This is a genomic window from Pseudarthrobacter sp. L1SW (assembly GCF_020809045.1).
Taxonomy (GTDB): Bacteria; Actinomycetota; Actinomycetes; order Actinomycetales; family Micrococcaceae; genus Arthrobacter.
On the sequence record NZ_CP078079.1, the window covers coordinates 3530143 to 3557124 of the forward strand.

19 protein-coding genes are annotated in these 26982 nt (G+C 62.7%); 6 read left to right on the forward strand and 13 right to left on the reverse strand.

Going from position 1 to position 26982, the window contains the following annotated elements:
- Positions 1-192 precede the first annotated feature (192 nt).
- A complete protein-coding gene (locus KTR40_RS16410) occupies positions 193-2202 on the forward strand; it encodes an alpha/beta hydrolase (protein ID WP_139030567.1) in 2010 nt (669 codons plus the stop codon).
- A gap of 131 nt (positions 2203-2333) precedes the next feature.
- Here KTR40_RS16410 and KTR40_RS16415 read toward each other — a convergent pair whose 3' ends face one another.
- From KTR40_RS16415 to KTR40_RS16425, 3 genes are all read right to left on the reverse strand, one after another.
- Entirely contained in the window at positions 2334-2873 is a 540-nt protein-coding gene (locus tag KTR40_RS16415) for a hypothetical protein (protein ID WP_139030568.1), read from the reverse strand.
- A 344-nt stretch (positions 2874-3217) separates the two neighbouring features.
- Complete coding sequence (gene metH / locus KTR40_RS16420) at positions 3218-6856, reverse strand: methionine synthase (RefSeq protein ID WP_139030569.1); 3639 nt, start codon at positions 6854-6856, stop codon at positions 3218-3220.
- A 226-nt stretch (positions 6857-7082) separates the two neighbouring features.
- The gene (locus KTR40_RS16425) at positions 7083-7928 is read right to left on the reverse strand and encodes a hypothetical protein (protein WP_139030570.1); all 846 of its coding nucleotides are present in this window, start codon (positions 7926-7928) and stop codon (positions 7083-7085) included.
- A gap of 172 nt (positions 7929-8100) precedes the next feature.
- Between KTR40_RS16425 and KTR40_RS16430 the strand changes: the two genes are divergently transcribed.
- Together KTR40_RS16430 and KTR40_RS16435 are read left to right on the forward strand one after the other, a co-directional pair.
- Positions 8101-8730 carry a hypothetical protein gene (locus KTR40_RS16430; protein WP_139030571.1) on the forward strand — a complete coding sequence of 210 codons (630 nt, stop codon included), beginning with the start codon at positions 8101-8103 and terminating at the stop codon, positions 8728-8730.
- A gap of 394 nt (positions 8731-9124) precedes the next feature.
- Positions 9125-10048, forward strand: a complete 924-nt coding sequence (locus KTR40_RS16435; RefSeq protein ID WP_139030572.1) for a hypothetical protein — start codon at positions 9125-9127, stop codon at positions 10046-10048.
- Positions 10049-10250: 202 nt separating this feature from the next.
- Here the strand turns inward: KTR40_RS16435 and KTR40_RS16440 are convergent, their stop codons facing one another.
- From KTR40_RS16440 to KTR40_RS16485, 10 genes are all read right to left on the reverse strand, one after another.
- Entirely contained in the window at positions 10251-12407 is a 2157-nt protein-coding gene (locus KTR40_RS16440; protein ID WP_171059121.1) for an AAA family ATPase, read from the reverse strand.
- A gap of 241 nt (positions 12408-12648) precedes the next feature.
- Positions 12649-14667 (reverse strand): ABC transporter ATP-binding protein, encoded by a 2019-nt coding sequence (locus tag KTR40_RS16445; protein WP_304940886.1) that lies wholly within the window; start codon positions 14665-14667, stop codon positions 12649-12651.
- On the reverse strand, positions 14664-16412 hold the full coding sequence (locus KTR40_RS16450; RefSeq protein WP_139030575.1) for an ABC transporter ATP-binding protein: 1749 nt from the start codon (positions 16410-16412) through the stop codon (positions 14664-14666). Before KTR40_RS16450 ends, KTR40_RS16445 begins: the two co-directional genes overlap by 4 nt.
- A 468-nt stretch (positions 16413-16880) precedes the next feature.
- Positions 16881-17948 carry an LLM class flavin-dependent oxidoreductase gene (locus tag KTR40_RS16455; protein ID WP_139030576.1) on the reverse strand — a complete coding sequence of 356 codons (1068 nt, stop codon included), beginning with the start codon at positions 17946-17948 and terminating at the stop codon, positions 16881-16883.
- On the reverse strand, positions 17948-18199 hold the full coding sequence (locus KTR40_RS16460) for a tautomerase family protein (protein WP_139030577.1): 252 nt from the start codon (positions 18197-18199) through the stop codon (positions 17948-17950). The genes KTR40_RS16455 and KTR40_RS16460 overlap by 1 nt, the downstream gene beginning before the upstream one ends.
- Before the next feature lie 12 nt (positions 18200-18211).
- Positions 18212-19693, reverse strand: a complete 1482-nt coding sequence (locus KTR40_RS16465; RefSeq protein ID WP_139030578.1) for an aldehyde dehydrogenase — start codon at positions 19691-19693, stop codon at positions 18212-18214.
- On the reverse strand, positions 19690-20430 hold the full coding sequence (locus KTR40_RS16470; protein WP_139030579.1) for an alpha/beta fold hydrolase: 741 nt from the start codon (positions 20428-20430) through the stop codon (positions 19690-19692). Before KTR40_RS16470 ends, KTR40_RS16465 begins: the two co-directional genes overlap by 4 nt.
- Positions 20427-20978 (reverse strand): amino acid synthesis family protein, encoded by a 552-nt coding sequence (locus KTR40_RS16475; protein WP_139030580.1) that lies wholly within the window; start codon positions 20976-20978, stop codon positions 20427-20429. Before KTR40_RS16475 ends, KTR40_RS16470 begins: the two co-directional genes overlap by 4 nt.
- Positions 20975-21652 (reverse strand): amino acid synthesis family protein, encoded by a 678-nt coding sequence (locus KTR40_RS16480; RefSeq protein ID WP_228404411.1) that lies wholly within the window; start codon positions 21650-21652, stop codon positions 20975-20977. Before KTR40_RS16480 ends, KTR40_RS16475 begins: the two co-directional genes overlap by 4 nt.
- Before the next feature lie 149 nt (positions 21653-21801).
- Positions 21802-22494 carry a GntR family transcriptional regulator gene (locus tag KTR40_RS16485; protein ID WP_139030581.1) on the reverse strand — a complete coding sequence of 231 codons (693 nt, stop codon included), beginning with the start codon at positions 22492-22494 and terminating at the stop codon, positions 21802-21804.
- A gap of 118 nt (positions 22495-22612) precedes the next feature.
- Between KTR40_RS16485 and KTR40_RS16490 the strand changes: the two genes are divergently transcribed.
- The 3 genes from KTR40_RS16490 to KTR40_RS16500 all read left to right on the forward strand — a co-directional run bounded on the left by KTR40_RS16490 (position 22613) and on the right by KTR40_RS16500 (position 26969).
- Positions 22613-23563 carry a flavin reductase gene (locus tag KTR40_RS16490; RefSeq protein ID WP_139030582.1) on the forward strand — a complete coding sequence of 317 codons (951 nt, stop codon included), beginning with the start codon at positions 22613-22615 and terminating at the stop codon, positions 23561-23563.
- 121 nt (positions 23564-23684) lie between these two features.
- A complete protein-coding gene (locus KTR40_RS16495; protein ID WP_139030583.1) occupies positions 23685-25364 on the forward strand; it encodes a BCCT family transporter in 1680 nt (559 codons plus the stop codon).
- Between the two features lie 99 nt (positions 25365-25463).
- Positions 25464-26969 (forward strand): NAD-dependent succinate-semialdehyde dehydrogenase, encoded by a 1506-nt coding sequence (locus KTR40_RS16500; RefSeq protein WP_228404412.1) that lies wholly within the window; start codon positions 25464-25466, stop codon positions 26967-26969.
- Positions 26970-26982: the final 13 nt, after the last annotated feature.

The following is a 26982-nucleotide window of genomic DNA, read 5'->3' on the forward strand; positions in this document are numbered from 1 at the left end:
TCCAGGAGCCTGTGATGCGCAGCATGGAAACATGCACGGCACCACAGGAACAGGTGAAGGTGTGTTGATGAGGCGCTCTCATCAACGGCCGCTGGAGTCCGATGCGCGCGGGAACCGCGGAGACGGTCCCAGAGCCTGTTGTTCGACGCTGTGGTGCTCCCCCGCGTACCTGGATGAGCCGAAGGAGCCGTCATGAGTGCTCCGACGAGGAAGATGATGCCCCTGGCGCGCATCGTCGCTCTTACGCTCCTCGCGGCTGTGACCGCCGCCCTCGCTTACGTCGGTCTCGCCTTCCGCAACGTGCCGGTTTCTGCCCCACCCGGGGCAGCAGCTGGTGAGCTGACACTGGAACCCTGCAGCTATGACACCGAGAGCGGCCCCATGGCCGCCGACTGCGGCACCCTGGTCGTCCCCGAAAACCATGCCGATCCGCACTCACGGCTGATCGCACTACCCGTGACCCGCATCCACGCGCGCTCGGAGCAGCCCGGCGAACCAATCTTCTGGTTCGAAGGCGGTCCCGGCAGTACAAACATGGAGTTCGACCAGGCGAACCGGCTCCTCGAGGAACACGATGTCGTCCTGGTTGGCTACCGCGGTATCGACGGCTCAGTCCGCCTGGACTGCCCCGAGGTGGAGGCAGCGCTCCGCGGCGCCGAAGACCTCCTTGGTGAAGAGTTCTTCCGGGCATACGCGGATGCGTTCGGGAGGTGTGCGGACCGGCTGACCGACGAGGGTGTCGATCTCACCCAGTACGGGCTGGTGCAGCAAGTCGATGACATGGAAGTCGCCCGCGCAGCACTCGGCTACGACCGGATCGATCTGTTGAGCCAAAGTGCAGGCACGCGGACCGCGATGATCTACGCCTGGCGCTATCCCGCCAGCATTCACCGTTCTGTCATGATCGCGGTCAACCCACCCGGTCACCTGCTCTACGACGTCCAGATGACGGACGAGCTGGTCGACCGGCTCGCGGCCTACTGCGCCAAGGATGCTCCTTGCCGGGCGCGTACCGCCGACCTCGCTGAAACAATCCGGCAGACCGCGGCTGACATTCCGGACCGATGGGGGTTGCTGCCGCTCCAGGGCGGCGCCGTGCGCGCCCTGTCGTTCATCGGCATGACGCAGCCGGATTCGGCGTTACCGCCGGGACGTGACGCGACGCTCGAAGGCTGGTTAGCGGCTGCCGAAGGTGATCCGAGCGGATTCTGGTTAATCTCGCTGCTCGGCAAAACGATGTACCCGAAGTTCTTCGTCTGGGGCCAGTACGCCGCGGCAGCTACCCTCGACACTGTGGCAGCGCGGAAGTACTTCGCCTCCACAGACCGGGACTATTCGAACCTGGGTTACGCCGCCAGTGCGAGTAGCTGGGGTGAGGCTCGGTGGCTCGACCTTTGGCCCACCACAGCCGAGGAGGACCAGTACCGTCAGGTGCGCACTTCCGCGGTGCCGACCCTGATCATCAACGGCGAACTCGACATGGCCACGCCACCGCAGGCAGCAACGACCGAGCTGCTGCCGTCCCTACCCAACGGCCAGGAGGTTGTGCTACTAGGGTTCGGCCACTCCCCCACGTTCTGGGCCGACCAGCCGGGGGCCGGCAGCCGATTGATCACGACGTTCCTCGACAGCGGCCGGGTCGATGACTCTCTCTACCAGCCACAGCAGGTAGATTTCACCCCCTCGACGACGCTTGGCCAGACCGCGAAGAGCGTGCTGGGCGTGATGCTGGCCATTGCGGTGCTCACTATTGGGTCGCTGGTCTGGGCAGTTCGCAGGACCCGTAAGAAGGGTGGTTTCGGACCCACGGCCAGCGCCGCAATGCGATCGGTGCACCCGATCGTGCTTGGCCTCGGCGGGTGGTTCCTCGCCGTACTGTCTCTTCAGGTAGCTCGGCTCAGCGTGCCACTCGACAGCGAGCCGCTCGTTGTACTCGCGGTGGGCTCCCCGATCGGCCTGGGGATCTTCTTGGGCTGGACCAGCCGAACCCGGACCGCCAAGATCACGCAGGCCGGGTTAGCCGTGGCCTGGGCAGGTGCCCTCGTCGGCGCTTGGCTCGGCTTCAACGCCGTGACGGCCCCGTTCGTCGGGATACTGTTCGCAATCGTCGGTGCAATCGCAGCTGCCAACTTCGCGTTGATTGCACTCGACATCGCCGTCTTCCGGTCTGAGGACCGTCAAGGATATGAGACAGTCGGTTAGTTTCTTGGCCTGAAGGCTATGGGTGATTCGGGAGCACACGCTCCTGCAGGCGAGGTGCAGGAGCGTCCGCCTCCTTGTCGCGAGGTGCAAATTAGTGTTGAGGTCCCTACAGTCCGACCATCACTGGGACGTTACTTCTTCGGGCAGCTCAGGTCCGGGTTGTAGGCTGCGAACATGCCGTCCGGGTTGTCCCTCCAAACCCATGCGTGCAGCGCCCACGACTGTTCGAACGGCCCGGTCTCGAAGTCGACCCCGGCAATCGAAGGCCGGTCGACGGCCGTCGAGATAAACTCAACGGCTACCAGCTTGTACCGCCCGTACTTATTTGGCATGTATACGAGAACCTCAGGTTTTCGGGCCTGGGTCTTGTCATCGAGCAGTTTCTGCTTCGCATAGTGGAAGCCCATAGCACCGACTCCGGGCTTCTCGATGCAGTCGGTGATCCGCTCGTAGCCGTCTTTCTCCGCGTTTTCCAGCCAACGGTAGTGGTCGGTAGCATCTCTCAGGATCCTGACCAGCCGGCGCTGATCGTCGTTGTCCCGCCAGTCGTCGCTGTGGTCCGATGCCCCGTGCCCGGATCCGTCGTGGGCCGCTGCAGTTCCGGGAGCAAGTCCCATGGCAAGCGCTGCGGAAGCCGCCATGGACAGGAGCCCCATCTTGGTGCGATTCATCGTTGATCTTCTACCCCTCTGAGACCAATATGTTCTGTTTCAGGGAGGCGAAGCGTGGGAAGAGATCCCGCCTCCGCCAGGATGCCAGCAGATTTTCCCAGGATCTGCCCGGTGAATAGGCCGCTCGGACGGTCCAATCGTCCAGCGATTTGAGCGGCGCATCCAGTATGCTCCTGCAACAAAAAGAACCGCTACGCTACGGACCGGTATTAGGGGGACGCTCGGGGAGGCTCGAAGAGATTCGGCGGGTGAATTGCCGCTGTCGGCTCCCTTAGCTACTGAGTTCACCCTTCTGGCTCAAACCGGCCTGGTACGTCGGCAGACCCAGCTGGCCCGATTCCAGCTCACACCTTGAAGTACTTCGCCTCCGGGTGGTGGAACACGAACGCGTCGGTGGACTGTTCGGGGTGCAGCATCAGCTCGTCGCTCAGGATCACGCCCATGCGCTCGGGCTTCAGCAGCTCCGTCACCTTGCGGCGGTCCTCCATGTCCGGGCACGCGGGGTAGCCGAGCGAGAACCGGGCACCGCGGTAGTCGAGCTTGAAATACCCCGCAGTGTCCTTCGGCTCCTCCGCCGCGAAACCCAGCTCCTTGCGGATCCGGGCATGCCAGAACTCGGCCAGCGCCTCGGTGAGCTGCATGACCAGGCCGTTGAGCTCGTAGTAGTCGCGGTACTGGTTGGCCGCGAACATCTTGGAGGTGAACTCCTCGATCTTCGAGCCGGCGGTGACCAGCTGCACCGGCAGCACGTCGATCTGGCCGGATTCGCGCGACTTCACAAAGTCGGCCAGGCACAGGTGCCGGTCGCGGCGCTGGCGCGGGAAGTCGAAGCGCAGGCGGTCGGTGCCGATCGGACCCCCTGAACCACCGTCCGGGGCGAGCAGACCGGGGACGCCGAGGACGCCGTCGTGATCCTCGCCGTGGTGCAGCACCACCACCTGCTCCCCCTCGGAAACCACCGGGAAGTAGCCGTAGGCGACGGACGCGTCCAGCATGCCCTCGCCCAGGATACGGTCCAGCCAGTAGCGCAGGCGCGGCCGGCCCTCGCGTTCCACCAGTTCCTCGTAAGATGCGCCGTCCTCACCGCGGCCGGGCTTGAGCCCCCACTGCCCCATGAAGGTGGCGCGCTCGTCGAGGAAGGCGGCGTACTCGTGGAGCGAGACGCCGCGCACGATGCGCGTGCCCCAGAACGGCGGCGCGGGCACAGGATTGTCGGTGGCGACGTCGGACCGGCCGGGCATCGCCTCCGGCTCGGTCACCGTGAACTTCGCGCCGCCCTTGTGGATGCGCTTCTTCAAAGGCGGCAGGCCGACGTCGTCCGGTGACTCGCCGCGGGCAACGCGCACCAGCGGCTCCATGAGGGCGAGGCCCTCGAACGCGTCCTTGGCGTAACGGACCACGCCGTCGAACTGCTCGGCCAGGTCCTGCTCCACGTAGGCGCGGGTCAGGGCTGCGCCGCCGAGGATCACCGGCCACTTCTTGGCCAGGCCGCGGGACTGCAGCTCGGCGAGGTTTTCCTTCATCACCACGGTGGACTTCACCAGCAGGCCTGACATGCCGATGACGTCCGCGTTGTGCTCCTCCGCGGCGGCCATGATCTCGGCGATGCCCTGCTTGATGCCGATGTTGACCACTTTGTAGCCGTTGTTGGTGAGGATGATGTCCACGAGGTTCTTGCCGATGTCGTGCACGTCGCCGCGGACGGTGGCGATCACCATGGTGCCCTTGCCGGACGAATCCGACTTCTCCATGTGCGGCTCGAGCAGGGCCACCGCATTCTTCATTACCTCGGCGGACTGCAGCACGAACGGCAGCTGCATCTCGCCGGCGCCGAAGCGCTCGCCCACCACCTTCATGCCCTCGAGCAGGTGGTCGTTGATGATGCCGAGCGGTGTCATGCCCTCGCTGCGGGCCAGGTCCAGGTCCTCTTCGAGGCCCTTGCCTTCGCCGTCGATGATGCGGCGTTCCAGGCGCGCGCCGGTGGGCAGCGCGGCGAGTTCGGCGGCGCGCTGGTCCTTCAGCGCTGCGGTGTCGACGCCGGCGAACATGTCCAGCATGATGGCGAGCGGATCGTAGGTGGTGTTGCCGTCGGCGTCGTATTCGCGGCGGTCATAGACGAGGTCCAGGGCCACCTTGCGCTGCTCTTCCGGCAGGGAGGCGAGCGGGACGATCTTGGCGGCGTCGATGATGCCGCTGGTGAGGCCCGCCTGCACGGCCTCGTGCAGGAACACGGAGTTCAGGACGATGCGCGCGGCCGGGTTCAGGCCGAAGGACACGTTGGAGACACCGAGCGTGGTGTTGATGCCGGGGTACTTCGCGGTGATCTGGCGGATGGCCTCGATGGTTTCGATGCCGTCCCGGCGGGTTTCCTCCTGGCCGGTGGCGACGGGGAAGGTCAGGGCGTCGACGATGATGTCCTCGACGCGCATCCCCCATTCGCCCACCAGGGCGTCGACGAGGCGGGAGGCGATGGCCACCTTGCCTTCGGTGGTGCGGGCCTGGCCCTGTTCGTCGATGGTCAGGGCGATCACGGCGGTGCCGTGTTCCTTCACGAGGGGCATGATGCGCGCGAAGCGGCTGTCCGGGCCGTCGCCGTCCTCGTAGTTGACGGAGTTGACCACCGGGCGGCCGCCGATGAGTTCCAGGCCGGCCTTCAGGACGGGCGGTTCGGTGGAGTCGATGACGAGCGGGAGGGTGGAGGCCGACGCGAAACGCGAGACGACCTCCTTGATGTCGGCGACGCCGTCGCGCCCTACGTAGTCGATGCAGACGTCGAGGAGGTGGGCGCCGACGCGGATCTGCTCGCGGGCGATGTCCACGCAGTCGTCCCAGCGCTCTTCGAGCATGGCCTGGCGGAACGCCTTGGAACCGTTGGCGTTGGTGCGCTCACCGATGGCGAGGTAGGAGGCGTCCTGGTCGAAGTTCACGTGCTGGTAGAGGGAGGCGACGCCGGCTTCGCGTTCGGTGGGGACGCGGGCGGGGCCGCTGCTGGCTTTCGTCTCCTGGGTGCGGAAGGGCGCAAGGCGTTCGACGACGGCGGCCATGTGTTCCGGCGTCGTACCGCAGCAGCCGCCCACCAGGCCCAGGCCGAATTCGCGCACGAACTGCTCGTGGGCAGTGGCGAGTTCGGTGGGGGTGAGCGGGTAGTGCGCGCCGTTGGCGCCGAGGATGGGCAGGCCGGCGTTGGGCATGCAGGCGATGGCCACGGAGGACTGTTTGGAGAGGTGGCGCAGGTGCTCGCTCATCTCGTCCGGGCCGGTGGCGCAGTTCAGGCCGATGGCGTCGACGCCGAGGGGTTCGAGTGCGGTGAGCGCAGCGCCGATTTCGGAGCCCATGAGCATGGTTCCGGTGGTTTCGACCGTCACCTCCACGAAGATGGGGAGGCGGATGCCGCGGGAGACGATGGCCTGCTTGCAGCCGTTGACCGCGGCTTTGGTCTGCAGGAGGTCCTGGCTGGTTTCGATGAGGAAGGCGTCCGCTCCCCCGTCGATGAGGCCTTCGGCCTGCAGCGCGAAGGTCTGCTTGAGGTAGTCGTAGCTGGTGTGGCCAAGGCTGGGGAGCTTGGTGCCGGGCCCCATGGAGCCGAGGACCCAGCGCATCCGGCCGTCTGTTTCTTCTGCCGCTTCAGCGCGTTCGCGAGCGATCTTCGCGCCCTTCAGGGCGAGCTCGGCGATGCGGTCATCGATGCCGTAGTCGGAGAGGTTGGACCAGTTGGCGCCGAAAGTGTTGGTCTCGACGGCGTCGATGCCCGTGGCGAAGTAGGCGTCGTGAATGTCCCCGATGACGTCCGGGCGGGTGTCATTGAGGATCTCGTTACAGCCTTCGAGGTTCTGGAAGTCCGTTTCGAGCGACAGGTCGCGGCCCTGCAGCATGGTGCCCATGGCGCCGTCGGCAATGACGACCCGGTGGTTCACGGCGTCCAGGAGCTCCTGCGAACGGGCAGGGCGGGGCACGGACTCAATATCAAGCGCAAAACGAGGCATCTAAACAGGTTACGTGCGGAGGCTGAAACGTTGCGCTGTGTGTCCGTGTACTACGGCGGGTGCGGACGTTCCGCCAAGGGCCCCATCGATCAGAGCCTGTCTCCCGGGGCCGGTGCTGGAGGAAGACCGATAACTGCAACTGGAGCCGAAAAGCGCCGGAGGGCTGCTCTCGCGACCTTCGAACGCCGCGAGTTGGGCGGCTGCCTTTCACACGCATCGAAGGGATTCAGCCTTCTTCAGGCGGATCGAAGGTAAGAAAGCCGTCTGGTGGCTCGACACCACTGAAGTAAGCCATATTTTCGACTGTGTTCAGAGTGAAAAGCTCTGTGTACCTCATCCTGTCAACAAGGGATGTCCGTTGTCCATCCAACCTGAAACCAGCCCATGCTTGGATTTCCGGGTCGATCCCTACACCCCTCAGGTCCACCTTCATGTCAAAGCGGGAAATTGCCTTGCTCGTGGTGAAACGGCCGATCAAAAGCTCACCGTCAATGTGCTGAAACGGCTTTACCGACTCGTCAAAAGTTGCCGTCACATCTTCAGGTAGTAGCAGGCGGATGCGATGCGCACTGACCCTACCAAGTCCTATGTGCAGGCTCCGGTGTCGGTCGACGCGGGCTAGCTCATGGACCCAATAGACCAAGGTGCTTTCGGGACCCGAGTCCACCTGATAGGGCTGAGCCATTTCAAGTTTGTCGAGAATGTCAAGGGGAACGCCGGACAAGCGCTTCCGCTGGCTGGCAAATTCCTTGGGTGTTGAACAAATTGGATACTGGATACGCTCGGCCAGGGGAGGTGGGTTCTGGTCGGTGGCGGTTGCGACCCAAGCGTATAGGCCGTTGTCGAGGGCTGCACGAATTGTTGCCAGCCAATCACTGAACGCCAGTGACATCTGTACCGGTGCTTGCGCCCGTGTGACCGCTAGGATTTCGAACGACCTCGGGCTGATGTTGCGGACGTCGATTTCCCAAGGATGGGTCGAAATGTAGTCTTTCCAAGACTCACCAAATTCTTTACGCTTCACTGTGGCGTGATGCAATCTCGCAAAAGCGAAGTCGAAGAGCTGCTGCATATCCTAACTCTAAGCTTCGGCGACAACAGACGATCTCGAAGGGCCGCAAAAGCAGCTAGACGAGAGCCAAACGGTTCCGAAGGTAGATTGCCAGATTTCCAGTGTCCCGGTTGTCCTAGTACGCTCAGTTCGGCTTCCGCTTTTCCCGGGAGCATCTCGTAAAAGATGGGGCATGGATTACGGAATAGTTTCGCGGGACGTCGCTCTGGTCGTGGTGGAATTTCTGAAGGTTCTCGCGTGGCCGGGTGTAATCCTGGTTGCCTTGCGTATGTTCCGACAGCAGATTAACGGCATCTTCTTCCGCGTGAAAGAGGCGGCTTTCGCCGGAGTATCGGTCTCTCTGAGGGAAGAAGCCGGCGAGTTGTCTGAGAAGGTGGGCAAGCTTCCCGAAAAGCTGAAAAAGGGAGACGAGGGTTCCACAGCCTCCTCTCAGGAATCTGAACCTGACGAGATCGATTCGGATGAAGCCGACGTCCTGAACAACGCAAAGGCACAGATAGAGTTCAGCTGGGCTGACCTTGAAGACACTTCCCTAAACTTGCACCAACGCTTGTTCATGGGCTCAGGCGGATCTTCGAATCCCTATAAGCGGCCCAATAGCGTCGTGCACGCATTGGCCGATTTACATCGCAACAAGATGATCGACAGCGAGACGTTGTCGACGTTCCGAGAGGCTCAAAACTTCAAGAAACATCTAGTGGACAACGCCAACAACGCGACGTTCGAGACCTACTCCCAGTTCCTCAACACCATCGACAGCCTCAAGCATCGGGTCAGCTTGTGGGACAAGGGAATGCTCTAGGTGAAGTTCAGCAGCGACCTGGTACGAGAATTCCGGACTTTGTCTGTCCCCTTGCCCAGGGTTACCGCAGTGCTGGTGTGTGGCCACACTGCCGACTGCGGCGAGGCGGCCACGGATCTGGATTTGGCTGATACTGGTGTTCGAGGTTATCGGCAAAATGTCTCGTTGTGTTCAGCGAACCGTAGTCCGCGCCCGATGTGCTTTCGGTTTCCAGGCACTGGTCTTCGAGCCACCCGCTGAAACGGCGGTTAGCGCTTCTCCGGGCCATGAACACCCTTCCGCCCTGGTGGAGAGGGCGGAGACCGTTGACTAGCAGGTCCACAGGTTTCCGCCGAACTTCCTGTCCCTACACTGCCTCCGCACTGCGCAAACTCGATTCTGCCAGACTCTAAAAATGCCAAACGAAAATGAGTACTCACGTGAGTGGAACGACCTAGGCCTGTGGCTGGAGAAAACCCACAAACGCACATCTAACAGAACGTCCTATCCGCCGGACGCGACGAGCCTACTGGCCCGGGATGAAACAGGCATGCCGGAAGGCTCGTCTGTTGCTGCCATCGTCCGATCACTCCTCGATACAGCAGTGGATGACCTCGCGTCCGCCTTTGGTCTCGCTGCCGGACTAGGAAGACTGCATCCCGCAGGCATCCCGACGTTAGTTAGGGGCGCGGTGGAACTTTCGGGCGTGGGCATGTGGGTCCTTACCGGAAAAGGACGCGCCGGAAGGCAGGAACGGGCGCTAAGAGTAGCCCATGATTCACTGTTTAATGCCTCAAAGTTCTTTACACATATGGCTGCCGACCCTGGCGTCCCCGGCAACGTCCAAGCCGATGCGCGCAAATCATCTGAAGACTCGAAAGCGCAAGTCGACAGTCTCTTAGGGAGTGCGGCGTTCCTCGGCTTGAGGAACGCCGCCATTAAGGCACCTTTGAACAGATCCGATGCATTACGCCAAGTAGACAAGGAACGCGGCACAGATTTCTTCTCACGATGGCAGCTTTGCTCAGGCTTCGCCCACGGCTTCGCTTGGGCACCCCAATTCTTTAACGACCTGGCATACAGGCACGTGATGGAAGGGGGAGGGGTACTGACAGGACGAGTTCTTAGCGAAGAGAGAGCTTTGGTATTGCTTCGGTGGGGGAGGCACTCGATCGAGGAGTTTACAGGATCCCTGAACATTGGCTTGATGCCAAACGAAGCAGGCGACCAACTAACCATAGTTGCCAGCCCAAGCCTTCGGGTTCACCCGCTGTTCTCTAGCGGGCAGCCGGAGCAGGCGCTGACAAGGCCTCTTCCATTCTCTGCAGATGCAGAATGACCGGCACTGTGTTGAACTACGACTCGAAGCTAGATACCGCCAGGCGGGACGCTTCTTCAGTCATTCCGTCCGGGCCGGTGGCACGTTCATGCCCATGGCGTCGACGGAGAGCCGCTTGAGCGCGACGAGCGCCGCGTCGACCGGATACACCAATCTCGTTTCCGTTGGTCCATCCCTCCGTCGAATACTTCAAAGGACCCAGCTACGCGACCAGTTCAAGGTCTTGTGCAGGCATCATCATCTTGTAATGACCAGGATTTCCCGAACGGGTGAATATTTCTTCGAACACCTGAAGGTAGATTTCGACACTAACCTCCGTAGGAGAAAAGTCGATTGTGTCAAAAGTTGAAGAATGAGAACCATCATTAGCCCAGGAAAGCAAGGATCGACAGATGGCCTGTTGCTCGTCTTGAAAATGACCAACAATCTCAGAGTCGTCAATGCCACCCAGAATCCTAAAATAGTTTTCAAGTATGCGCCGCATGATGTTCTGCAGGCCAATAGATGCACTCTCAGGTCTAGATTTTGCTGCCGCCACTTCGTCCCAGAGGCTTCGGTAGACAGTTCGTACTGGGTTGGTGCTACCGTGCGCGAGAACCTCACTTGGGCCACCGCGCCGCTTCTTGACAGAAAAATAGCGATTCGTCGCACCTTCTTTTCGGTACGTGATTTCATTGTGGAAATGCGCATTATGGGTTAGCAAGAGGAGCTGAGCCACAGGGCCGGTTCCAGCATCAACTTCTGCCATCAATTTTTTAATGAGGGAACTCACAACGAAAAGTACGTCGCTATCAAGACTTGAAATCGGATCATCAATCACAGCGACCACCTTTGAGCCTGCATCCCCGGTCCGCATATCACGTAATTGATGGTAGTAGTAAAGGAAAGTGATAAAGGTCCGTTCACCCTCACTCAATGATCCAACATCGGCCGGAGTCCCATCAGCGCGCTCCAGGATGTACCCGTCCTCGACTTCCGAGGACTTCCTCAACTTGAAACTATGGAAACCTACGGAACGCAGAACATCATTGACGTGGGTGATGACAGGTTCACTTGAACTCACTTCCTTCTGCAGTGCGGAGAAGCTGTCGTGCATCATACTGAGATTGGTTTCAGCCTCAGCGATTTTTTTCTGCACACCGTCATGCGCAGCAATGAGAGGTCGCGTGGCCTCAGAATATTTCGCAAGGGGAACCGCGAGCCTATCATGGACAAAAAACGACCAGCATCGGGTAATCAAATCGCGCTTTGCTACCGCCCTGTTATCGATGAGATTATTATGGTCGGCAATAAGCCTATTTGCATTGCTAATTAGTGCATTTAAAGTATCAATATATGGACCAATGTTTTCAAGGATCGCAACGTCCGAGGGTCGTTGAACTTTTGCTTTGATAATGTTCAGATTGCGCTCCAGAGCCGCAAGCAAATGATCGGAAGCAAGCTCAAACTGAGCGGCGTCAACCCATTGCAGCATAGGTCCTTTCAACTGCTCCAGATGCTTCTGGACGTCATCCGCAAGCTTCTGGTATTGCTCGTCCAGATTGAGTAGATATTGAAGTCTATCGGTGTATCGAGCATCAAAATAGGCATTAAGCTCATGCTCTAGGCTCGCGGGGACTCCCTGCTGGCAGAAGGGGCACTGCCCTCCGGATTTGTCGAGATATTTCTGGCCGTGATGAACCCAGTCACCGTTATCAAGGAACTCAATCAAACTAGCCAGCTCGACATCCTTGCTGCCAATGACCGGTTGAGCAAGAAGTTGCAAACCATCCGAGGACGGTATGGATGGTAATTCAACACCCTCAAGGGGAGTAATCTTTGTTGCTGTTACATCAAGAACACTCGAGGCTTGACCCACTAGCACGTCAAAAGTCTCAGCGGTGGACACCGCCTGGCGTTGCACTTCGAGTACTTTGACGAGGAAGTTCTCCTTGCTCCCCTTGTAGCCTTTGAACATGTCATGCAATTCGGCTGGCACTTCATCACGTTTGGCCCAAGCCGTTGACTTTAGCTCGTCACGTGCGGCTTCGATGGCGTCAGCTTTGCCTTGCCGAGTTGCTTTCCATTGGCGGTTCTTGATGCTCAGGGCCGATATTTTCCCGGTTAGGCTCTCCAGGGAAGCATGAACATCCCGGCTGTCACTTCCCAAGAGGAATACAGCTGGAAGATTTGGGGACACAGCCCCAAAGGTTGAACGGACATACTCCCTGTTGTAGACCCGTAGGCTCTTGGCGTCATCCGACCAAGTGCGGGTTGTTCCAGGGAAGGAGCGTTCGTCGGCAAGGGCACGACTTATCGTAGTTTTACCGGCACCATTGGCCCCGTAGAAAAAATTGCACTTGCCGAGTGGTCCTACCATTACGCCTTCAGCGGCGAAGCAAGGAGCCCCCATGATGTGAACAGAGTCGAGCAAAATTCCCCCAGTTAAAGCAATCTAGAACGCGCAAAGCATGCAGCAACTCCAGGCTGCCGGTGACGCTGCATCTTCTTATTGTCCTGCCGACTCTCACAATTTATGGACCTCTTTGTGCGTGTCCTACTAGCAATTTTGTCGGCGTCCTCGCACTGCCCCTAGCTGCCCACGGATCGGCAACCTCCGCTCAAACCTCCGCCGCCGGCGCCGCGAACTGCGCCTCATACAGCCGCGCGTATGCACCGCCGGCAGCCAGCAGTGAAGCGTGGGTCCCCTGCTCCACTATCTGGCCGGCCTCCATCACCAGGATGAGGTCGGCGTCGCGGATCGTGGACAGCCGGTGCGCGATCACGAAAGAAGTCCGGTCGGACCGCAGTGCGCTCATCGCCTTCTGCACCAGCACCTCGGTCCGGGTGTCCACCGAGGACGTCGCCTCGTCCAAGATCAGCACCGACGGCCGGGCGAGGAACGCCCGGGCAATGGTCAGCAGCTGCTTCTCCCCAGCGGACACGTTGGAGCCCTCATCCTCCAGAAGCGTGTCGTACCCGTCCGGCAGCGACCGCACGAACCGGTCCACGTACGTCGCCCTCGCCGCCTCAAGGACCTCCTCCGAGGTAGCAGAAGGCCGCCCGTACGCAATGTTGTCCCGGATGGTCCCGCCGAACAGCCACGTATCCTGCAGCACCATCCCCAGCCGCGAGCGCAGCTCGCGCCGGGGCACCGAGGTGACGTCCACGCCGTCGAGCGTTATCCGCCCCGCATCCAGCTCGTAGAACCGCATCATCAGGTTCACCAGCGTGGTCTTCCCCGCCCCGGTGGGCCCGACAATCGCCACCGTCTGCCCCGGCTCCGCCACCAAAGACAAACCGGAAATCAGCGGCTTGTCCGGCGAATACGAGAACGACACATCCTCGAACACCAACCGCCCCCGCCCGAACACCGGCCCGGCAGAAGGCGCAGGCTCCACAGACTCCTCGTCCTCATCCAGCAGCTCGAACACCCGCTCCGCGGACGCCACCCCGGACTGCAGCACGTTCGCCATGGACCCCAGCTGCGCCAGCGGCATGGTGAACTGCCGCGAATACTGGATGAACGCCTGCACGTCGCCCAGCTGCATGGCCCCGGACGCCACCTGCAGCCCGCCCACCACCGCGATGCCCACGTACACCAGGTTCCCGATGAACGTCATGGCCGGCATGATCAGCCCGGAAATGAACTGCGCCCCGAAGCTCGCCTCATACAGCTCCGCGTTCTTCTGCCGGAACCGCTCCTCCACCTCGCGCTGCCGGCCGAACACCTTCACCAGCGCATGCCCGGTGTAGGTCTCCTCGATCTGCCCATTTAACTCGCCTGTGTTCTTCCACTGCGCCACGAACAGCTTCTGCGAGCGGTTGGCGATCAGCGCCGTGATCACCAGCGTCAGAGGAATGGTCACCAGCGCGATCAGCGCCAGCGTGGGCGAGAGGATCACCATCATCACCAGCACGCCCAGCACCGTCAGCACCGACGTGACCGCCTGGCTGATGGTCTGCTGCAGGCTCTGCGAAATGTTGTCCACGTCGTTGGTCACCCGGCTCAGCAGCTCGCCGCGCTGGATTGAGTCGAAATACCGCAGCGGCAGCCGGTGGATCTTCGCCTCGATCTCCCCGCGCAGCCCGAACACTGTCCGCTGCACCACCCCGTTCAGCACATACGCCTGCACCCACATGAACGCGGACGACAGCACATACAGCACCAGCGCCCACGTCAGCACGCTGCCCAGCGCGGCAAAGTCGATCCCCTGCCCCGGCACCAGGTCCATCGCGCTGAGCATGTCCGCGCGCTGCCCCTCCCCGGCGGCCCGCAGCTGCGCGATCACCTGCTCCTTGCTCACCCCCGCAGGCATCTCGCGCGACACAACGCCGGCGAAGATCAGGTTGGTGCCCTCCCCCAGCAGCCGCGGCCCGATCACGGACAGCGCCACCCCGGCCACCGCCGTCGCAAACACCAGCAGCAGCCAGGCCCGCTCCGGCCGCAGCGTGCCCAGCAGGCGTTTGGCGGACGGCCAGAAGTTCATCGCCTTCTCCGCCGGGACGTTCATCCCCGCGAACGGTCCGCCGCGCCCCGGCCCGCCCATGGGACGCGGAATGCGTACGACGGCGGCGCCTCCAGGTGCGGAGGCGGGCGCGGCCTTGGTGCCGGGTGCGGGAGAGGGTTGCCGGCTCATACCGTCTCCTCCGCCGCCAGCTGGGAGTTCACGATCTCGCGGTACGTCTCGGACGTCTCCAGCAGCTCACTGTGCGTTCCACGCCCCACGATCCTGCCGTCGTCGAGCACTAAAATCTGGTCCGCGTCCACGATGCTGGACACGCGCTGGGCGATGACCACCAGCGTGGCACCGGCGGTGCTGCGCCTGAGGGCCTGCCGGAGCCGGGCGTCGGTACCGGTGTCCAGCGAGGAGAACGAGTCATCGAAGATGTACAGCTCGGGCCGCTTCACCAGGGCCCGGGCGATGGCCAGCCGCTGCCGCTGCCCGCCGGAGACGTTGGTGCCGCCCTGGCTGATGGATGCGTCCAGGCCGCCCTCCATCCGCTCCACGAAGTCCCGCGCCTGGGCGATCTCCAGGGCGGACCAGAGCTCGTCCTCGGAGGCGTCCGGCTTGCCGTAGAGCAGGTTGCTGCGGACGGTGCCGCTGAACAGGTAGGGCCGCTGCGGTACCAGGCCGATGTGCCCCCAGAGCAGGTCCGGGTGCAGCTCGCGCACGTCCACGCCGTTCAACCGCACAGAGCCGCTGGTGGCGTCGAACAGCCGGGGCATGAGGTTCACCAAGGTGGTTTTGCCGGATCCTGTGCTGCCGATGATCGCCGTCGTCTGCCCCGCTTTGGCGGTGAAACTGATCCCGGTGAGGACGGGCTGGTCGGCACCCGGGTAGGCGAACCCGACGTCGCGCATCTCCAACTCGCCGCGGCGGCGGCCGTCCTGTCCCGCCGTCGTCCGCACCGGCCTGGCAGGGGGACGCACGCTGGACTCGGTCCGCAGCACCTCGCCGATCCGGTCCGCCGAAACCGACGCCCGCGGGATCATCACGGCCATGAATGTGGCCATCATGACGGACATCAGGATCTGCAGCAGGTAGCTCAGGAAGGCGATAAGCGTGCCCACCTGCATGGAGCCGTCCTGGATCCGGAACGAGCCGAACCAGATCACGGCCACGCTGGAGACGTTCAGCACCAGCATCACCACCGGGAACGCGAGCGCCATCAGCCGGCCGGCGCGCAGGGCGGTGTCCGTGACGTCCTCGTTGGCGCGGGCGAAGCGGTCCGTCTCGATCTCCTCGCGGACGAACGCGCGGACCACGCGGATGCCGGTGAGCTGCTCGCGGAGGACGCGGTTCACGGTGTCGATCCGCTTCTGCATCTTCCGGAACAGGGGCACCATCCGGGCGGTGATGAGGCCGACGGCGATGAGCAGCACCGGGACGGCGACGGCGATCAGCCAGGACAGCTGCACGTCCTGCCGGACGGCCATGATCACGCCGCCGATGCTCAGCATGGGCGCGGTGACCAGCATGGTGGCGGACATGAGCACCAGCTGCTGGACCTGCTGGACGTCGTTGGTGGACCTGGTGATGAGGCTTGGTGCGCCGAACCTGGTGACTTCCTGCTCGGAGAACTCCCCCACGCGTTTGAAGATCGCGCCGCGCAGGTCCCGGCCCACGCCCATGGCCGCCTTCGCCGCGAAGTACACCGCGATCACGGCGCAGACGATCTGCAGCAGGGTGATTCCCAGCATCACGCCGCCCAGGCTCAGGATGTAGCCGATGTCCGCCTTGGCCACGCCCTCGTCGATGATGTCCGCGTTGAGCGTGGGCAGGTACAGGGACGCGATGGACTGCGCCAGCTGGAAAATCACGACGGCGAGCAGCAGCGTGCGGTGCGGCCGCAGGTATTCAACAAGCAGCTTCCAGAGCATGGGCGGCTCCTGACACAGTGTCCGCAAGAGGTGGTGCGAAGGTCAGTTTACGTCCGGAGTCTGGGAAGAGGGCTGGCTGCGGAGGAGAAACTGGGCTGGTTCTCGGACAGAAAGATGCCTTCGGTACTCCAGTGCTACTAGGTGGGAACGGTGCTGTTGGCGGGCGTCAGGACTTTGCTGCCGTTCAAAGCGGTCGCTGCATGGAGCAGGCATCTCCGGACAAGGCGTTTACTCAACCCCGTCCGCTGGGCAAGAACCGCCTCCGTTGGCCGCCGGCCTAAATCGTACTCCGCGGCAAGAACCGCATTAATCCGCTGGATCGCCCATGTCGGCATTGCTTGGTTGGACAACTGCTTAACTCACTTTGTGCTGGTTGTTCCGCTGGGGATGGCACCTCGACGAAAACGACGGCGGGACATCCCGCCGTCGTTCTCTTCCCACATGGGGATCTTTGCCCTCTGTGTGGCACTAGCGGGCGGCTGTAGCGGGCTGTTCCTGGAATGCGGGTACAACATGCTCGATGAAGAGCTCGAGTGACCGCTTCTTCTCCTCATGGGTGAGGCTGTTGTCGGACCAGACGCTGAACTCGGTGACGCCGAGTGCCTCGTACCGGCGGAGACGCTCAATGACCTCACGCGGCGTCCCGATCATGGCCGTCTGGTGGAGGGATTCCGGCGTGAACTCCGGGCGCTCAGCGAACTTCTCCTCAGGGCTCGGCTCAAGGAAACCGTTCTTGGGAGTGGTCTTGTTGCCGAACCAGGCATCGAAGGTTCGATAGAACTTCTGGATGCCCTCCGCCGGGCGGCGCCATCCCTCGGGCTCGTCTTCCGGGTGGACGTGCGTATGGCGGAGAACCATGAGGTCCGGTCGGGTTACGCCGGGATTGTTCTCGACGGCGGTGTCGAACTTGCGTGCCAGGTCCTCGACCTCCTCGTCGCCCTTCATCAGCGGAGTGACCATGACGTTGCAGCCGTTGGCCACGGCGAACTCGTGCGAGGAGATGTCGCGGGCGGCGATCCACATGGGTGGTGTGGGTTTCTGGACTGGCTTGGGGACACTGGTGGAGGTCGGGAACTGCCATACCTCGCCGTCATGGGCGTAGTCGCCTTCCCAGAGCTTGCGCACTGCCGGGACGAGCTCGCGCAGGTGCTTGCCCCCGTCCACTGCGGACATGCCACCCATGAGCCGGTCAAACTCGAACTGGTACGCGCCGCGGGCGAGTCCCACTTCCATCCGGCCGTTGCTGATGACGTCCAGCAGCGCGCACTCGCCCGCCACCCGGAGCGGGTTCCAGAACGGGGCGATGATGGTGCCTGCGCCGAGCCGTATTTTGGACGTGCGTGCTGCCAGATAGGCGAGCTGCGGCATGGGGCTGGGGGAAATGGTGTACTCCATGGAATGGTGCTCACCGATCCACACCGTGCTGAAGCCGCCGGCTTCGGCGATGAGCGTGAGTTCCGTCAGGTTCTCGAACAATTCCTGGTGCGAGACGGTTTCGTCCCAGCGTTCCATGTGGACGAAGAGGGAAAAGCGCATTAGTAACTCCTTTGTTCTGCGGCGTTCAGCGGTGCCTCGTTGAGTGCAGCTTCCTGGGTGGCGGCATTGCGTTCGGCTATGGTCTGGTTGCCGCGGGACCAGTGTTCGTGCTCGATCTCGCGGATTATGACGGTGGTGTTCTCGGGCACGGCACCCACAGAGGTTTCAGCGGCGCGGTGCAGCTCCGCGATGAGCGAGCGGAGCTGTTCCGGGGTCCGGCCCCGGGCGATGGATACTTCGATGAGAGGCATTTAGTGGCTCCTTTAGCTGCGGAGGACGAAGGGGTCGGATACGGGTCCTTCGTCGGTGTTGATCCAGACGCTCTTGAGCCGGGTGTACTCGTGCATGGACTCCAGCCCGTGCTCGATGCCCACACCGGAGTTCTTGAAACCCTGCCGTGGTGACATCGGGGACATGGCGCGGTAGGTGTTGACCCACACCGTGCCGGCCTCCAGGCGTCGTGCCATCCGGTGGGCGCGGGCGAGGTTTTGGGTCCAGACACCGGCGGCGAGGCCGTACTCGGTATCGTTGGCCAGGCCTACCACCTCGTCCTCCGAGTCGAAGGGCATGATCGCGGCGACGGGGCCGAAGATCTCCTCCCGGACAACCCGCATGGAGTTATCGACGTCGGTGAGGACAGTCGGCGCGAAGAAGAATCCCGGAAGGTCGATCTCCGGCCTGCGGCCCCCTGTCCGGACCGTTGCGCCCTCGCTGATGCCAAGGTCGACGTAGGAGCTGACCTTGTCCAGCTGTGCACCGAAGGCAAGGGGTCCGAGCTCAGTCGTGGCCAGGAGCGGGTCACCGATGATGATCGATGCTGCCCTCTCTGCAACCCGCTCAACGAGTTCGTCATAAACGCTGCGGTGGGCGAAAACGCGGCTTCCCGCGATGCAGGTCTGCCCTGCTGCGGCGAATATCCCTGCGATGACCCCCATGGCGGCATTCGAAACGTCGGCGTCTTCGAACACGATGTTGGGACTCTTGCCGCCCAGTTCAAGGGTGGAGCCGATGAAGCGTGACGCGGTCTCCGCGGCGATGCGGGCTCCGGTCTGCGTGGATCCCGTGAAGGAAATCTTAGCCAGGTCCGGGTGGCTTACCAGGGCAGCACCGGCCTCCTGGCCGAAGCCGGTGACGACGTTCACCACGCCGTCGGGGAATCCTGCCTGTGAGGCCAGTTCAGCGACGCGGAGGATGGTCCGCGAGGTGTACTCGCTGGGCTTGATGACCACCGTGTTGCCGGCCGCAAGGGCAGGGGCGAGCTTGGAGGTGGTCAGCGTCAGCGGAGAGTTCCATGGAGTGATGGCCCCGACCACGCCAAGCGGTTCGCGCTGGGTGTAGTTGAGCATCGTAAGCGAATTGGTGGGGATCTGGCTGCCCTGGACCTTGTCTGCGAGCCCGGCGTAGTAATACAGGTACTCGGGCAGGCTGGCGAGCTGGCCGCGCATCTCGCGCAGCAGCTTGCCGTTGTCCAGGGTTTCAAGCTCGGCGAGCTCCTCGGCGTGCTCGCCAATGAGGTCCCCGAGGCGGCGCAGAAGGTGGCCGCGCTTCGTTGCCGAGAGGTCGTGCCACAGCGGCGACTGGAACGCGGTCTTCGCCGCCGCCACGGCCCGTCGCACGTCCTCTTCGCTTCCCCGGGCCGCTTCGTAGAGCACATCCAGGGTTGCGGGGTTGGTGCTGGGGAAGTATTCCCCGCCGACGGGAGCAGACCAGGCACCCCCGATGAAGTGGTCGAGTCGAACAGTCATGCGCGTTCTCCTTCGGAATCTTTTATGAACTCGTTGATGGCCCGGGCCAGGACATCAGCGTCCTGGACGGGGAGCATGTGCCGGGCACCCGGGACGACGACGGCCCTCGCACCGGGGATTGCTGCGGCAAGCCGCCTGGTCATCTCCGGCGTCGACCCCGGGTCGTGCTCGCCGGTGATGGCCAGCACCGGTATCTCGATGCGGCTGAGCTCGTTGCCGATCATCCCGTCTCCTAAGGCGAAGACGCGGTAGGCGTGGACAAAGGACTGCACGTCATTTGCCTCGAGCGTCCGGCGGGTCGCGTCCACCACGCTTTGCGGGACAGCCGTACCTGAGTACCAGCGGTTGATCGAAGCCTCAACCGTTGCCGGGAAGTCCGCTTCGGCAGAGGCCAGCCGGGCGCTGACCGCACTGCGCTCGGCTTCGGTGCGTTGGCACACCGAGCTCACACAGGTGAGGGTCTTGACCCGGCCGGGATGGAACCTCGCGATGTACTGCGCAACCAGCGCACCCAGTGAGAAGCCCACGAGGTGGGATCGTTCGGGGAGGCGCGTCAGCACGTCGTCGGCCATTTCCTGAAGCGTGACCGGTTCCGACAGCGGGGGCTGCTGCCCGTGCCCGGGGAGGTCGATGGCTATGGACTCACGCCCGAGGGCATCCTGGACGGGTGCCCACATGGTGGCATCGAGGCCCACCCCGTGCAGGAGGGCAACAGGCGTTTCCTGGGTTCCGGTCATTGCTCTGTGGAGAGGGGCGCCAGGCGCTGCTGGGGCCGGCCCTGGGCGGAGGCCGCGAGGGCAATGAGGATTTCACCGGGGTGGGGAGCGTCGGCGATCCTTACCTCGACGGTCTGGTGGTGGGAGCGGATGGTCGCGTCCGTGATGTGCTTCATCGGGATGTCGAACACCGTACCGGCGGGCGCGCGTTTCTCGACGGCGGGCAGCAGGGTGGTTGCGGAAGCGGCCTTGCGGTAGTGGTCGCCGAATTTCAGCGTGTGGATCAGGGCCGAGCCGTGCTCCACTTCCCCTTCGATGCCCACAATGGCTGCCTTGCCGTAGGCCTCGACGGGGGCGCCGAGCGCCTCGATGACCTTTGGAGTGAGGAGGGCGCCGAGGTCTGAAGCTGTTGCATCGATCCCTTGGCTGAGGTCCTCGACAAAGCCTTGGCCAGCCCACGGGTTTTCCACGACGGCGATGGCGACGGCGACGCGGGCACCTGGCGTAACTGGACGCCCGCCCTCGGTCAGGATTTCTTCGGACAAAGTAACGATCTTGCGGATATTCACGGCAGGATTCCCTCCAGTATTTCAGCGGTTACGGGGCGGTCGGTTGTTCGGTCGCCAATGCGGGGATGCGGACGCGACCCCGTGGACGCAGCGGCGATCACGACGATTTCATCCGGGTGGGGCGCATCGCTCAGGCTCAGCGTCAGGGTTTGGTAGTGGCTGCGGGTGGACGCGGCCTCTTTGTGCCACATGGGCACGGCGATGGAAGTTCCTGGTTCCGCGCGGTCGTCCGAGAAGGACAGGATGGACGTGCCTTCGAGGAACTCGCGGACAAGATTGCCGAAGAACGGTGTGTGGATCAGGGCCGCGGCATGCTCAACCTCACCGTTCAGCCCAACAACGGCCGACTTTCCGAACGCCTCAATTTCGACGGCACCGCCCAGTGCTGAGGTGAGGCGGTCGGTGAGGACCTTCGCGAGCACCGGAGCAATCCGTTCTGTCTCGGGTGCGAGATCATTCGAGACCGGGGAACCTGCCCAGGGGTTCCGTACAATGGCTGCTGCGGCGGCCCGGGTCACGCTGGTGGGCAGGGACCCCTGGCCGTCGCGGAGCAGTTCCTCCGTGAGAACGGTAATCTTCCGGACACCGACTTGCCGGGCGAGCTCTTCCATGAGGTGCGCCTGGTCAAGATCCGTTCCGCCGGCGGTAAGGGAAGTCAGGGCTGTATCAGACACAGTTCAGGCCCTTCCGTCGGAAGCCAATTGCAGTCAGGGAGCACACTGTGCACATCCTTTCGGTTTCTCCGCCGCTAAGGGCGGTTCGCTGGTATGGCGGCGATGCCGGGCTGGCCACCCGTTCACGACGGATGGAACCAGCAAAAATTTCAGTTTCCGGCCACTTCGGGAGCTTCGATACGTGCCGCGGCAAGGCTTGAGGCATTAACGTGGCCGCGCATCGCAAGTTCGGCGCCGGTGGGATCCTTGTCCAGGATCGCTTCGAGGACCGACTGATGCTCACGGATGGAGGCCCGCATCCGGGCAGGACGCTCAACGGTTTCCAGGACGATCCGGTGGTAGGCAAGCTGGTTCATGAGGCGCCCGTAGTGTTCACGAAGCTTTGAATTATCGGATCCGTTCACGATGGTCCAGTGGAACTCGTGGACCAGTTCGGCATACTTGGCGCTGTCGCCGCGGCGTTCGGCGCCCTCTGACGCCTCGATGTTGCGTTTTAGCCGTTCGAGTTCCGGCACCGGACCACGCCGGGCCAGCAGGCTCGCTGCCAGGCCCTCAAGGCTTTCCTTCAGCTGAAACAGCTCGACAATTTCGCGGCGGGTGGGTATCCGGACAAACGTGCCAACCTTCGGCCGTATCTCAACCAGGCCCTCATTTTCCAACTGCTTGAGCGCCTCCCTGACGGGCGTCCTGCTCACGTCGAACTCTTCAGCCAGGAACAGCTCGGGAAGAGGAGCGCCGGGAGGGTATTCGCCACTGAGGACGAGCTTGCGCAGCTTATCCAGAAGGCTTCCTTGATTCCCGTTCGCCTGTTCTTGGGTTTTTGCCTGAAGAGTCTCTTGCATGCATCAAACCTACGTTGCATACAAGGTGAACGTCAACAAGTTTTCCTAATTCCGCGCTAGAAAGCCAATTTTACAAAGAGGTGTTGACGTAGATCACACTTGGATTTACGGTTGTGGCATGCAACAGACAATCAACCACACCTTGACCGCAGCTTGGACCGCAGCCTGGGACGAGGGTGACGTCGGTGCTTTCGACGCGATCGTCACCGCCGACTACCAGCGTGAGAGCGCCGGCACGAAAAAGATCACAGGCCTGAAGGAGCTCCAGCAGGAAATCCTTGAAATCCGGGCGGCATTCCCGGACCTCACCACACGCATCGACAAGGTCATCGCAGACGGCGACGATGTAGCAATCTTTTGGACAACCACCGGCACATTCACGCACCCGCTTGGTGGAGTTCCGCCCACAGGACGCGTGGTGGAGACCCGCGGATCAAACGCCCTCACGCTGCGCGATGGCCGCATCGCTTACGAACGGGTCACCTGGGACGCGGCCGAACTCCTGGCCGATCTGGGCGTTCCGTCCCTCCACTCGGCATTCGAGGACGAAACGGCGAATGTGGTGGTGGATGAATTGACCGGCAACCTTCCGCTGGAAGTCATGAAGGGTTTCAACCGGCAGTTCATTACTGGTGTCACCGTGGTGACCACCGTCGACGTAGACGGCAAACCCCGCGGCCTTGCGGCCAACTCCTATGCTTCGATTTCGCTGGACCCGCCGCTTGTTCTCGTCTGTGTCCAGAAGACATCGTCCACCTACCCGGCCCTGTTCCAGTCGGAACACTTCGGGATCAATATCCTCAGCAACGAACAGCACGACACTGTACGCACGTTTGCGTCAAAGACTCCGGACAAATTTGCCAACCTGGACTGGCACGCAGGCCCTCACGGTGTGCCGCTGATCGACGGCTCGGCCGCATCCCTCGAGGCCGAGATCAAGGAACGCTTCCAGGCGAAGACCCACACAATCTTCGTGGGCCGGGTACGGCACGCCGAGGTCGCCGACGTGGACCCCATGATCTACAAGGCAGGACATTTCTTTGACGGCGCACGCCTCGAGGAACTCTGAACGCAGCATCGAGCGGCTGCCCGGATCTGCCGGCCCCACGGACTGGTCCGGGCGCCAACTTCCTCCACTTGGAGGCCTCCCCAACCCAAACCTATGCAGTCCACTGCAACCTGGAGCACTCATGACCCACATCAAAATTGCCGAGGACCTGATGGATGAAACATCTCCCGGCATGGGCGAGAACAGCAAGGCATCGCACTCTCCCGCTGCCATTGAGCAGGCAACCGAAACCGCGATGGCCAAAGCCGACCGCCTCCGGCACAGGCCCGGGGCAGTCTTCTGGACATCCGTTGGCCTGATCGGTGCGTTCACTGCGTGGGCATCACTGGCCCCGGAGAACCTGAGCGCCGTAATGACCGCGGCCATGAACTGGGTCGCCGAGAGCGTCGGTTGGAGCTACCTGCTTGTGACCCTCGGCTGCATCGGTCTCCTCATCTACATAGGCATCAGCAGGTTCGGAACCATCCGCCTCGGTGCCGACGACGCAAAACCCGACTTCAGCACCTGGTCCTGGCTTGCGATGATCCTCTCTGCAGTCATGGGTATCGGCCTGATCAGCTATGGCGTCGCGGAGCCCATCTCGCACTTTGCCTCACCTCCGCACGGTCTGGCCGAGGCCGGCACCATGGAAGCCGCGGTCCGGGCCATGCAGTTCTCCTACTTCGACTGGGGCCCACACGCCTGGGCCGTGTTTGGCGTCTTCGGCCTCGCCATCGCCTACTCCACCCACCGCCGGAACAACGCGGGCCTTGTCTCGCCGATGCTGCGGCCAGTCTTCGGCAAACTGGTGGACGGCTGGTTCGGCAAGATGATCGACATCTTCGCCATCATCGCCACCCTCTTCGGAACCACAACGTCCCTAGGGCTCGGTGCCTCGCAGATCGGCGAGGGAGTGGACCGGGTGTTCGGTATCCCCTCCAGCCTTGTGGGCCAGATCCTGATCATCGCCGTCATCACGGTGATATTTACGCTTTCCGCGCTCTCCGGCGTGCATCGCGGTATCAAGTACCTCAGCCAGGGCACAATGGTCCTCTCTGCCGGCCTGGCCCTCTTCGTGCTGTTCACCGGCCCCACCAACTTCATCTCCAACCTGTTCTTCCGCTCCCTCGGCGAATACCTCAGCGGCTTCTTCGCCGTGAGCCTTCTGACGCCGAGCACCCCTGAAGACGTCCAGTGGATGCAGTGGTGGACCTACTTCATGATGGCCTGGTGGCTGAGCTGGGGCGCCTTCGTTGGGGTGTTCCTAGCCAAGATCTCCCGGGGACGCACGGTGCGCCAGTTCATCGCAGGCGTCATGATTGTTCCGAGCGTCGTGTTCTTCGCCTGGTTCACCATCTTCGGCGGCTCGGCAATCAAGTTCGACATGGATAACGGCGGCCTCATCGGTGCCGCGGCGCTGGAGGACGTCAACTCAGCGTTCTTCGCCACCCTCGCCGAGCTCCCGCTGTCCGGCATCACATCGGTGGTGGCCATCTTCCTGGTGGTGATGTACTTCGTCTCCGGCGCTGACGCAAACACCTTCGTCCTCAGCATGATGTCCTCCCGCGGAACCCTCAAGCCCACCAAGCCAGTACTGACCACTTGGGGTCTCCTCACCGGCCTGTGCGCCGTCGTTCTCCTGATCGTAGGAGGCCTGGGCGCGCTCCAGCAGGCGGCCATGCTGTCGGCCCTGCCGTTCACCGTGATCGTGGCGCTCCTCGGTTACGGCCTGGTGGTGGAGCTGAGGAAAGACCCCCAGTTTGAGGGCACCCGAGCGCTGACGCAGCGCGATCTCAGCCGCATCCTCAAGCGTGAGGCCTAAGCACCACTGACAGACAAGTGACGGCGGCGGGAGCACCCCGCCGCCGTCACCGCGTCAACTTCCTGCCCTTGAAATTGTTTCTTCAAAGGAGACCTTCGAATGACCATTTCCCCCGTAGTGCCTTCTGCTATTTTCTCCGAGCGTGAGGCCTCCCTCCTCGCTGCCGTCCCCACCGGCCTGCTGATCGGGGGGCAATGGCGGGACGCGTCCGACGGCGGCACATTTGACGTGCACGATCCCGCCACCGGGGAGGTGCTCGCCACCCTCGCCTCGGCCACCAGCGACGACGCGGTGGCCGCGCTGGACGCCGCCGACGCCGCTCAGTCGTCCTGGGCACGGACCGCACCCCGGGAACGCGCGGAGATCCTCCGCCGCGCCTTCGACCTGGTGACCGAACGGGCCGAGGACTTCGCCCTGCTGATGACCCTGGAAATGGGCAAGCCGCTGGCCGAAGCCCGCGGCGAAGTCACTTACGGCGCCGAGTTCCTGCGCTGGTTCTCCGAGGAAACTGTCCGCGACCACGGTCGCTACCTCACCACCCCCGAGGGCAAGAACAAGATCCTGGTCCAGCACAAACCCGTCGGTCCCTGCCTGCTCATCACCCCCTGGAACTTCCCGCTCGCCATGGCCACCCGCAAGGTCGCCCCCGCCGTCGCGGCAGGGTGCACCATGGTCCTCAAACCAGCCAAACTCACCCCGCTCACTGCCCAGTACTTCGCACAGACCATGCTCGACGCCGGCCTGCCGGCCGGCGTCCTCAATGTCGTCTCTTCCTCATCCGCCTCTGGTATTTCGGGGCCGCTGCTGAAGGACTCACGCCTGCGGAAGGTCTCCTTCACCGGCTCCACGCAGGTAGGCAAACGCCTCATGGCCGACGCCGCCCACAACGTTCTCCGCACCTCCATGGAACTCGGCGGCAACGCCCCCTTCATCGTGTTCGAGGACGCCGACCTCGATGCCGCCGTTGAAGGGGCCATGGCCGCCAAAATGCGGAACATGGGCGAAGCCTGCACCGCCGCCAACCGCTTCCTCGTCCACGAATCCATCGCCCAGGAATTCACGGCCAAGTTCGCAGCCGCCATGGGCGCGCTGGCCACCGGCCGCGGCACAGACCCCACCACCCAAGTCGGCCCGCTCATCGACGCCGGAGCCCGCGACGACGTCCACGCCTTGGTGGCCGCCGCCGTCGACGCCGGGGCAGTAGCCGTCACCGGCGGCGCACCCGCGGACGGACCCGGCTACTTTTACCAGCCCACCGTCCTCGCCGGGGTGCCAAACGACGCCGCGATTCTCGGCCAGGAAATTTTCGGGCCCGTCGCCCCCGTCACCACTTTCAGCACAGAGGAGGACGCCATCCGACTCGCCAACGCCAGCGAATACGGCCTCGCGTCCTACCTCTACAGCCGCGACTTCAATCGGCTGCTGCGGGTGGCGGAGCAGATCGAGTTCGGCATGGTCGGGTTCAACGCCGGTGTCATCTCCAACGCGGCGGCCCCATTCGGCGGAGTGAAGCAATCAGGGCTTGGCCGCGAAGGCGGGTCAGAGGGCATAGCCGAGTACACCACCACTCAATACATCGGCATCGCGGACCCCTACGCCGGCTGAACCAACGCAGGGC

Bases quoted from the DNA above. Each gene is read 5' to 3' on its own strand.
- KTR40_RS16410 (WP_139030567.1), top strand. From the start codon at position 193: ATGAGTGCTCCGACGAGGAAGATGATGCCCCTGGCGCGCATCGTCGCT.
- KTR40_RS16450 (WP_139030575.1), bottom strand. From the start codon at position 16,412: ATGCTCTGGAAGCTGCTTGTTGAATACCTGCGGCCGCACCGCACGCTG.
- KTR40_RS16415 (WP_139030568.1), bottom strand. From the start codon at position 2,873: ATGAATCGCACCAAGATGGGGCTCCTGTCCATGGCGGCTTCCGCAGCG.
- KTR40_RS16425 (WP_139030570.1), bottom strand. From the start codon at position 7,928: ATGCAGCAGCTCTTCGACTTCGCTTTTGCGAGATTGCATCACGCCACA.
- KTR40_RS16500 (WP_228404412.1), top strand. From the start codon at position 25,464: ATGACCATTTCCCCCGTAGTGCCTTCTGCTATTTTCTCCGAGCGTGAG.
- KTR40_RS16470 (WP_139030579.1), bottom strand. From the start codon at position 20,430: ATGACCGGAACCCAGGAAACGCCTGTTGCCCTCCTGCACGGGGTGGGC.
- KTR40_RS16445 (WP_304940886.1), bottom strand. From the start codon at position 14,667: ATGAGCCGGCAACCCTCTCCCGCACCCGGCACCAAGGCCGCGCCCGCC.
- KTR40_RS16465 (WP_139030578.1), bottom strand. From the start codon at position 19,693: ATGACTGTTCGACTCGACCACTTCATCGGGGGTGCCTGGTCTGCTCCC.
- KTR40_RS16455 (WP_139030576.1), bottom strand. From the start codon at position 17,948: ATGCGCTTTTCCCTCTTCGTCCACATGGAACGCTGGGACGAAACCGTC.
- KTR40_RS16440 (WP_171059121.1), bottom strand. From the start codon at position 12,407: ATGGTAGGACCACTCGGCAAGTGCAATTTTTTCTACGGGGCCAATGGT.
- metH (WP_139030569.1), bottom strand. From the start codon at position 6,856: ATGCCTCGTTTTGCGCTTGATATTGAGTCCGTGCCCCGCCCTGCCCGT.
- KTR40_RS16430 (WP_139030571.1), top strand. From the start codon at position 8,101: ATGGATTACGGAATAGTTTCGCGGGACGTCGCTCTGGTCGTGGTGGAA.
- KTR40_RS16435 (WP_139030572.1), top strand. From the start codon at position 9,125: ATGCCAAACGAAAATGAGTACTCACGTGAGTGGAACGACCTAGGCCTG.
- KTR40_RS16490 (WP_139030582.1), top strand. From the start codon at position 22,613: ATGCAACAGACAATCAACCACACCTTGACCGCAGCTTGGACCGCAGCC.
- KTR40_RS16495 (WP_139030583.1), top strand. From the start codon at position 23,685: ATGACCCACATCAAAATTGCCGAGGACCTGATGGATGAAACATCTCCC.
- KTR40_RS16485 (WP_139030581.1), bottom strand. From the start codon at position 22,494: ATGCAAGAGACTCTTCAGGCAAAAACCCAAGAACAGGCGAACGGGAAT.
- KTR40_RS16460 (WP_139030577.1), bottom strand. From the start codon at position 18,199: ATGCCTCTCATCGAAGTATCCATCGCCCGGGGCCGGACCCCGGAACAG.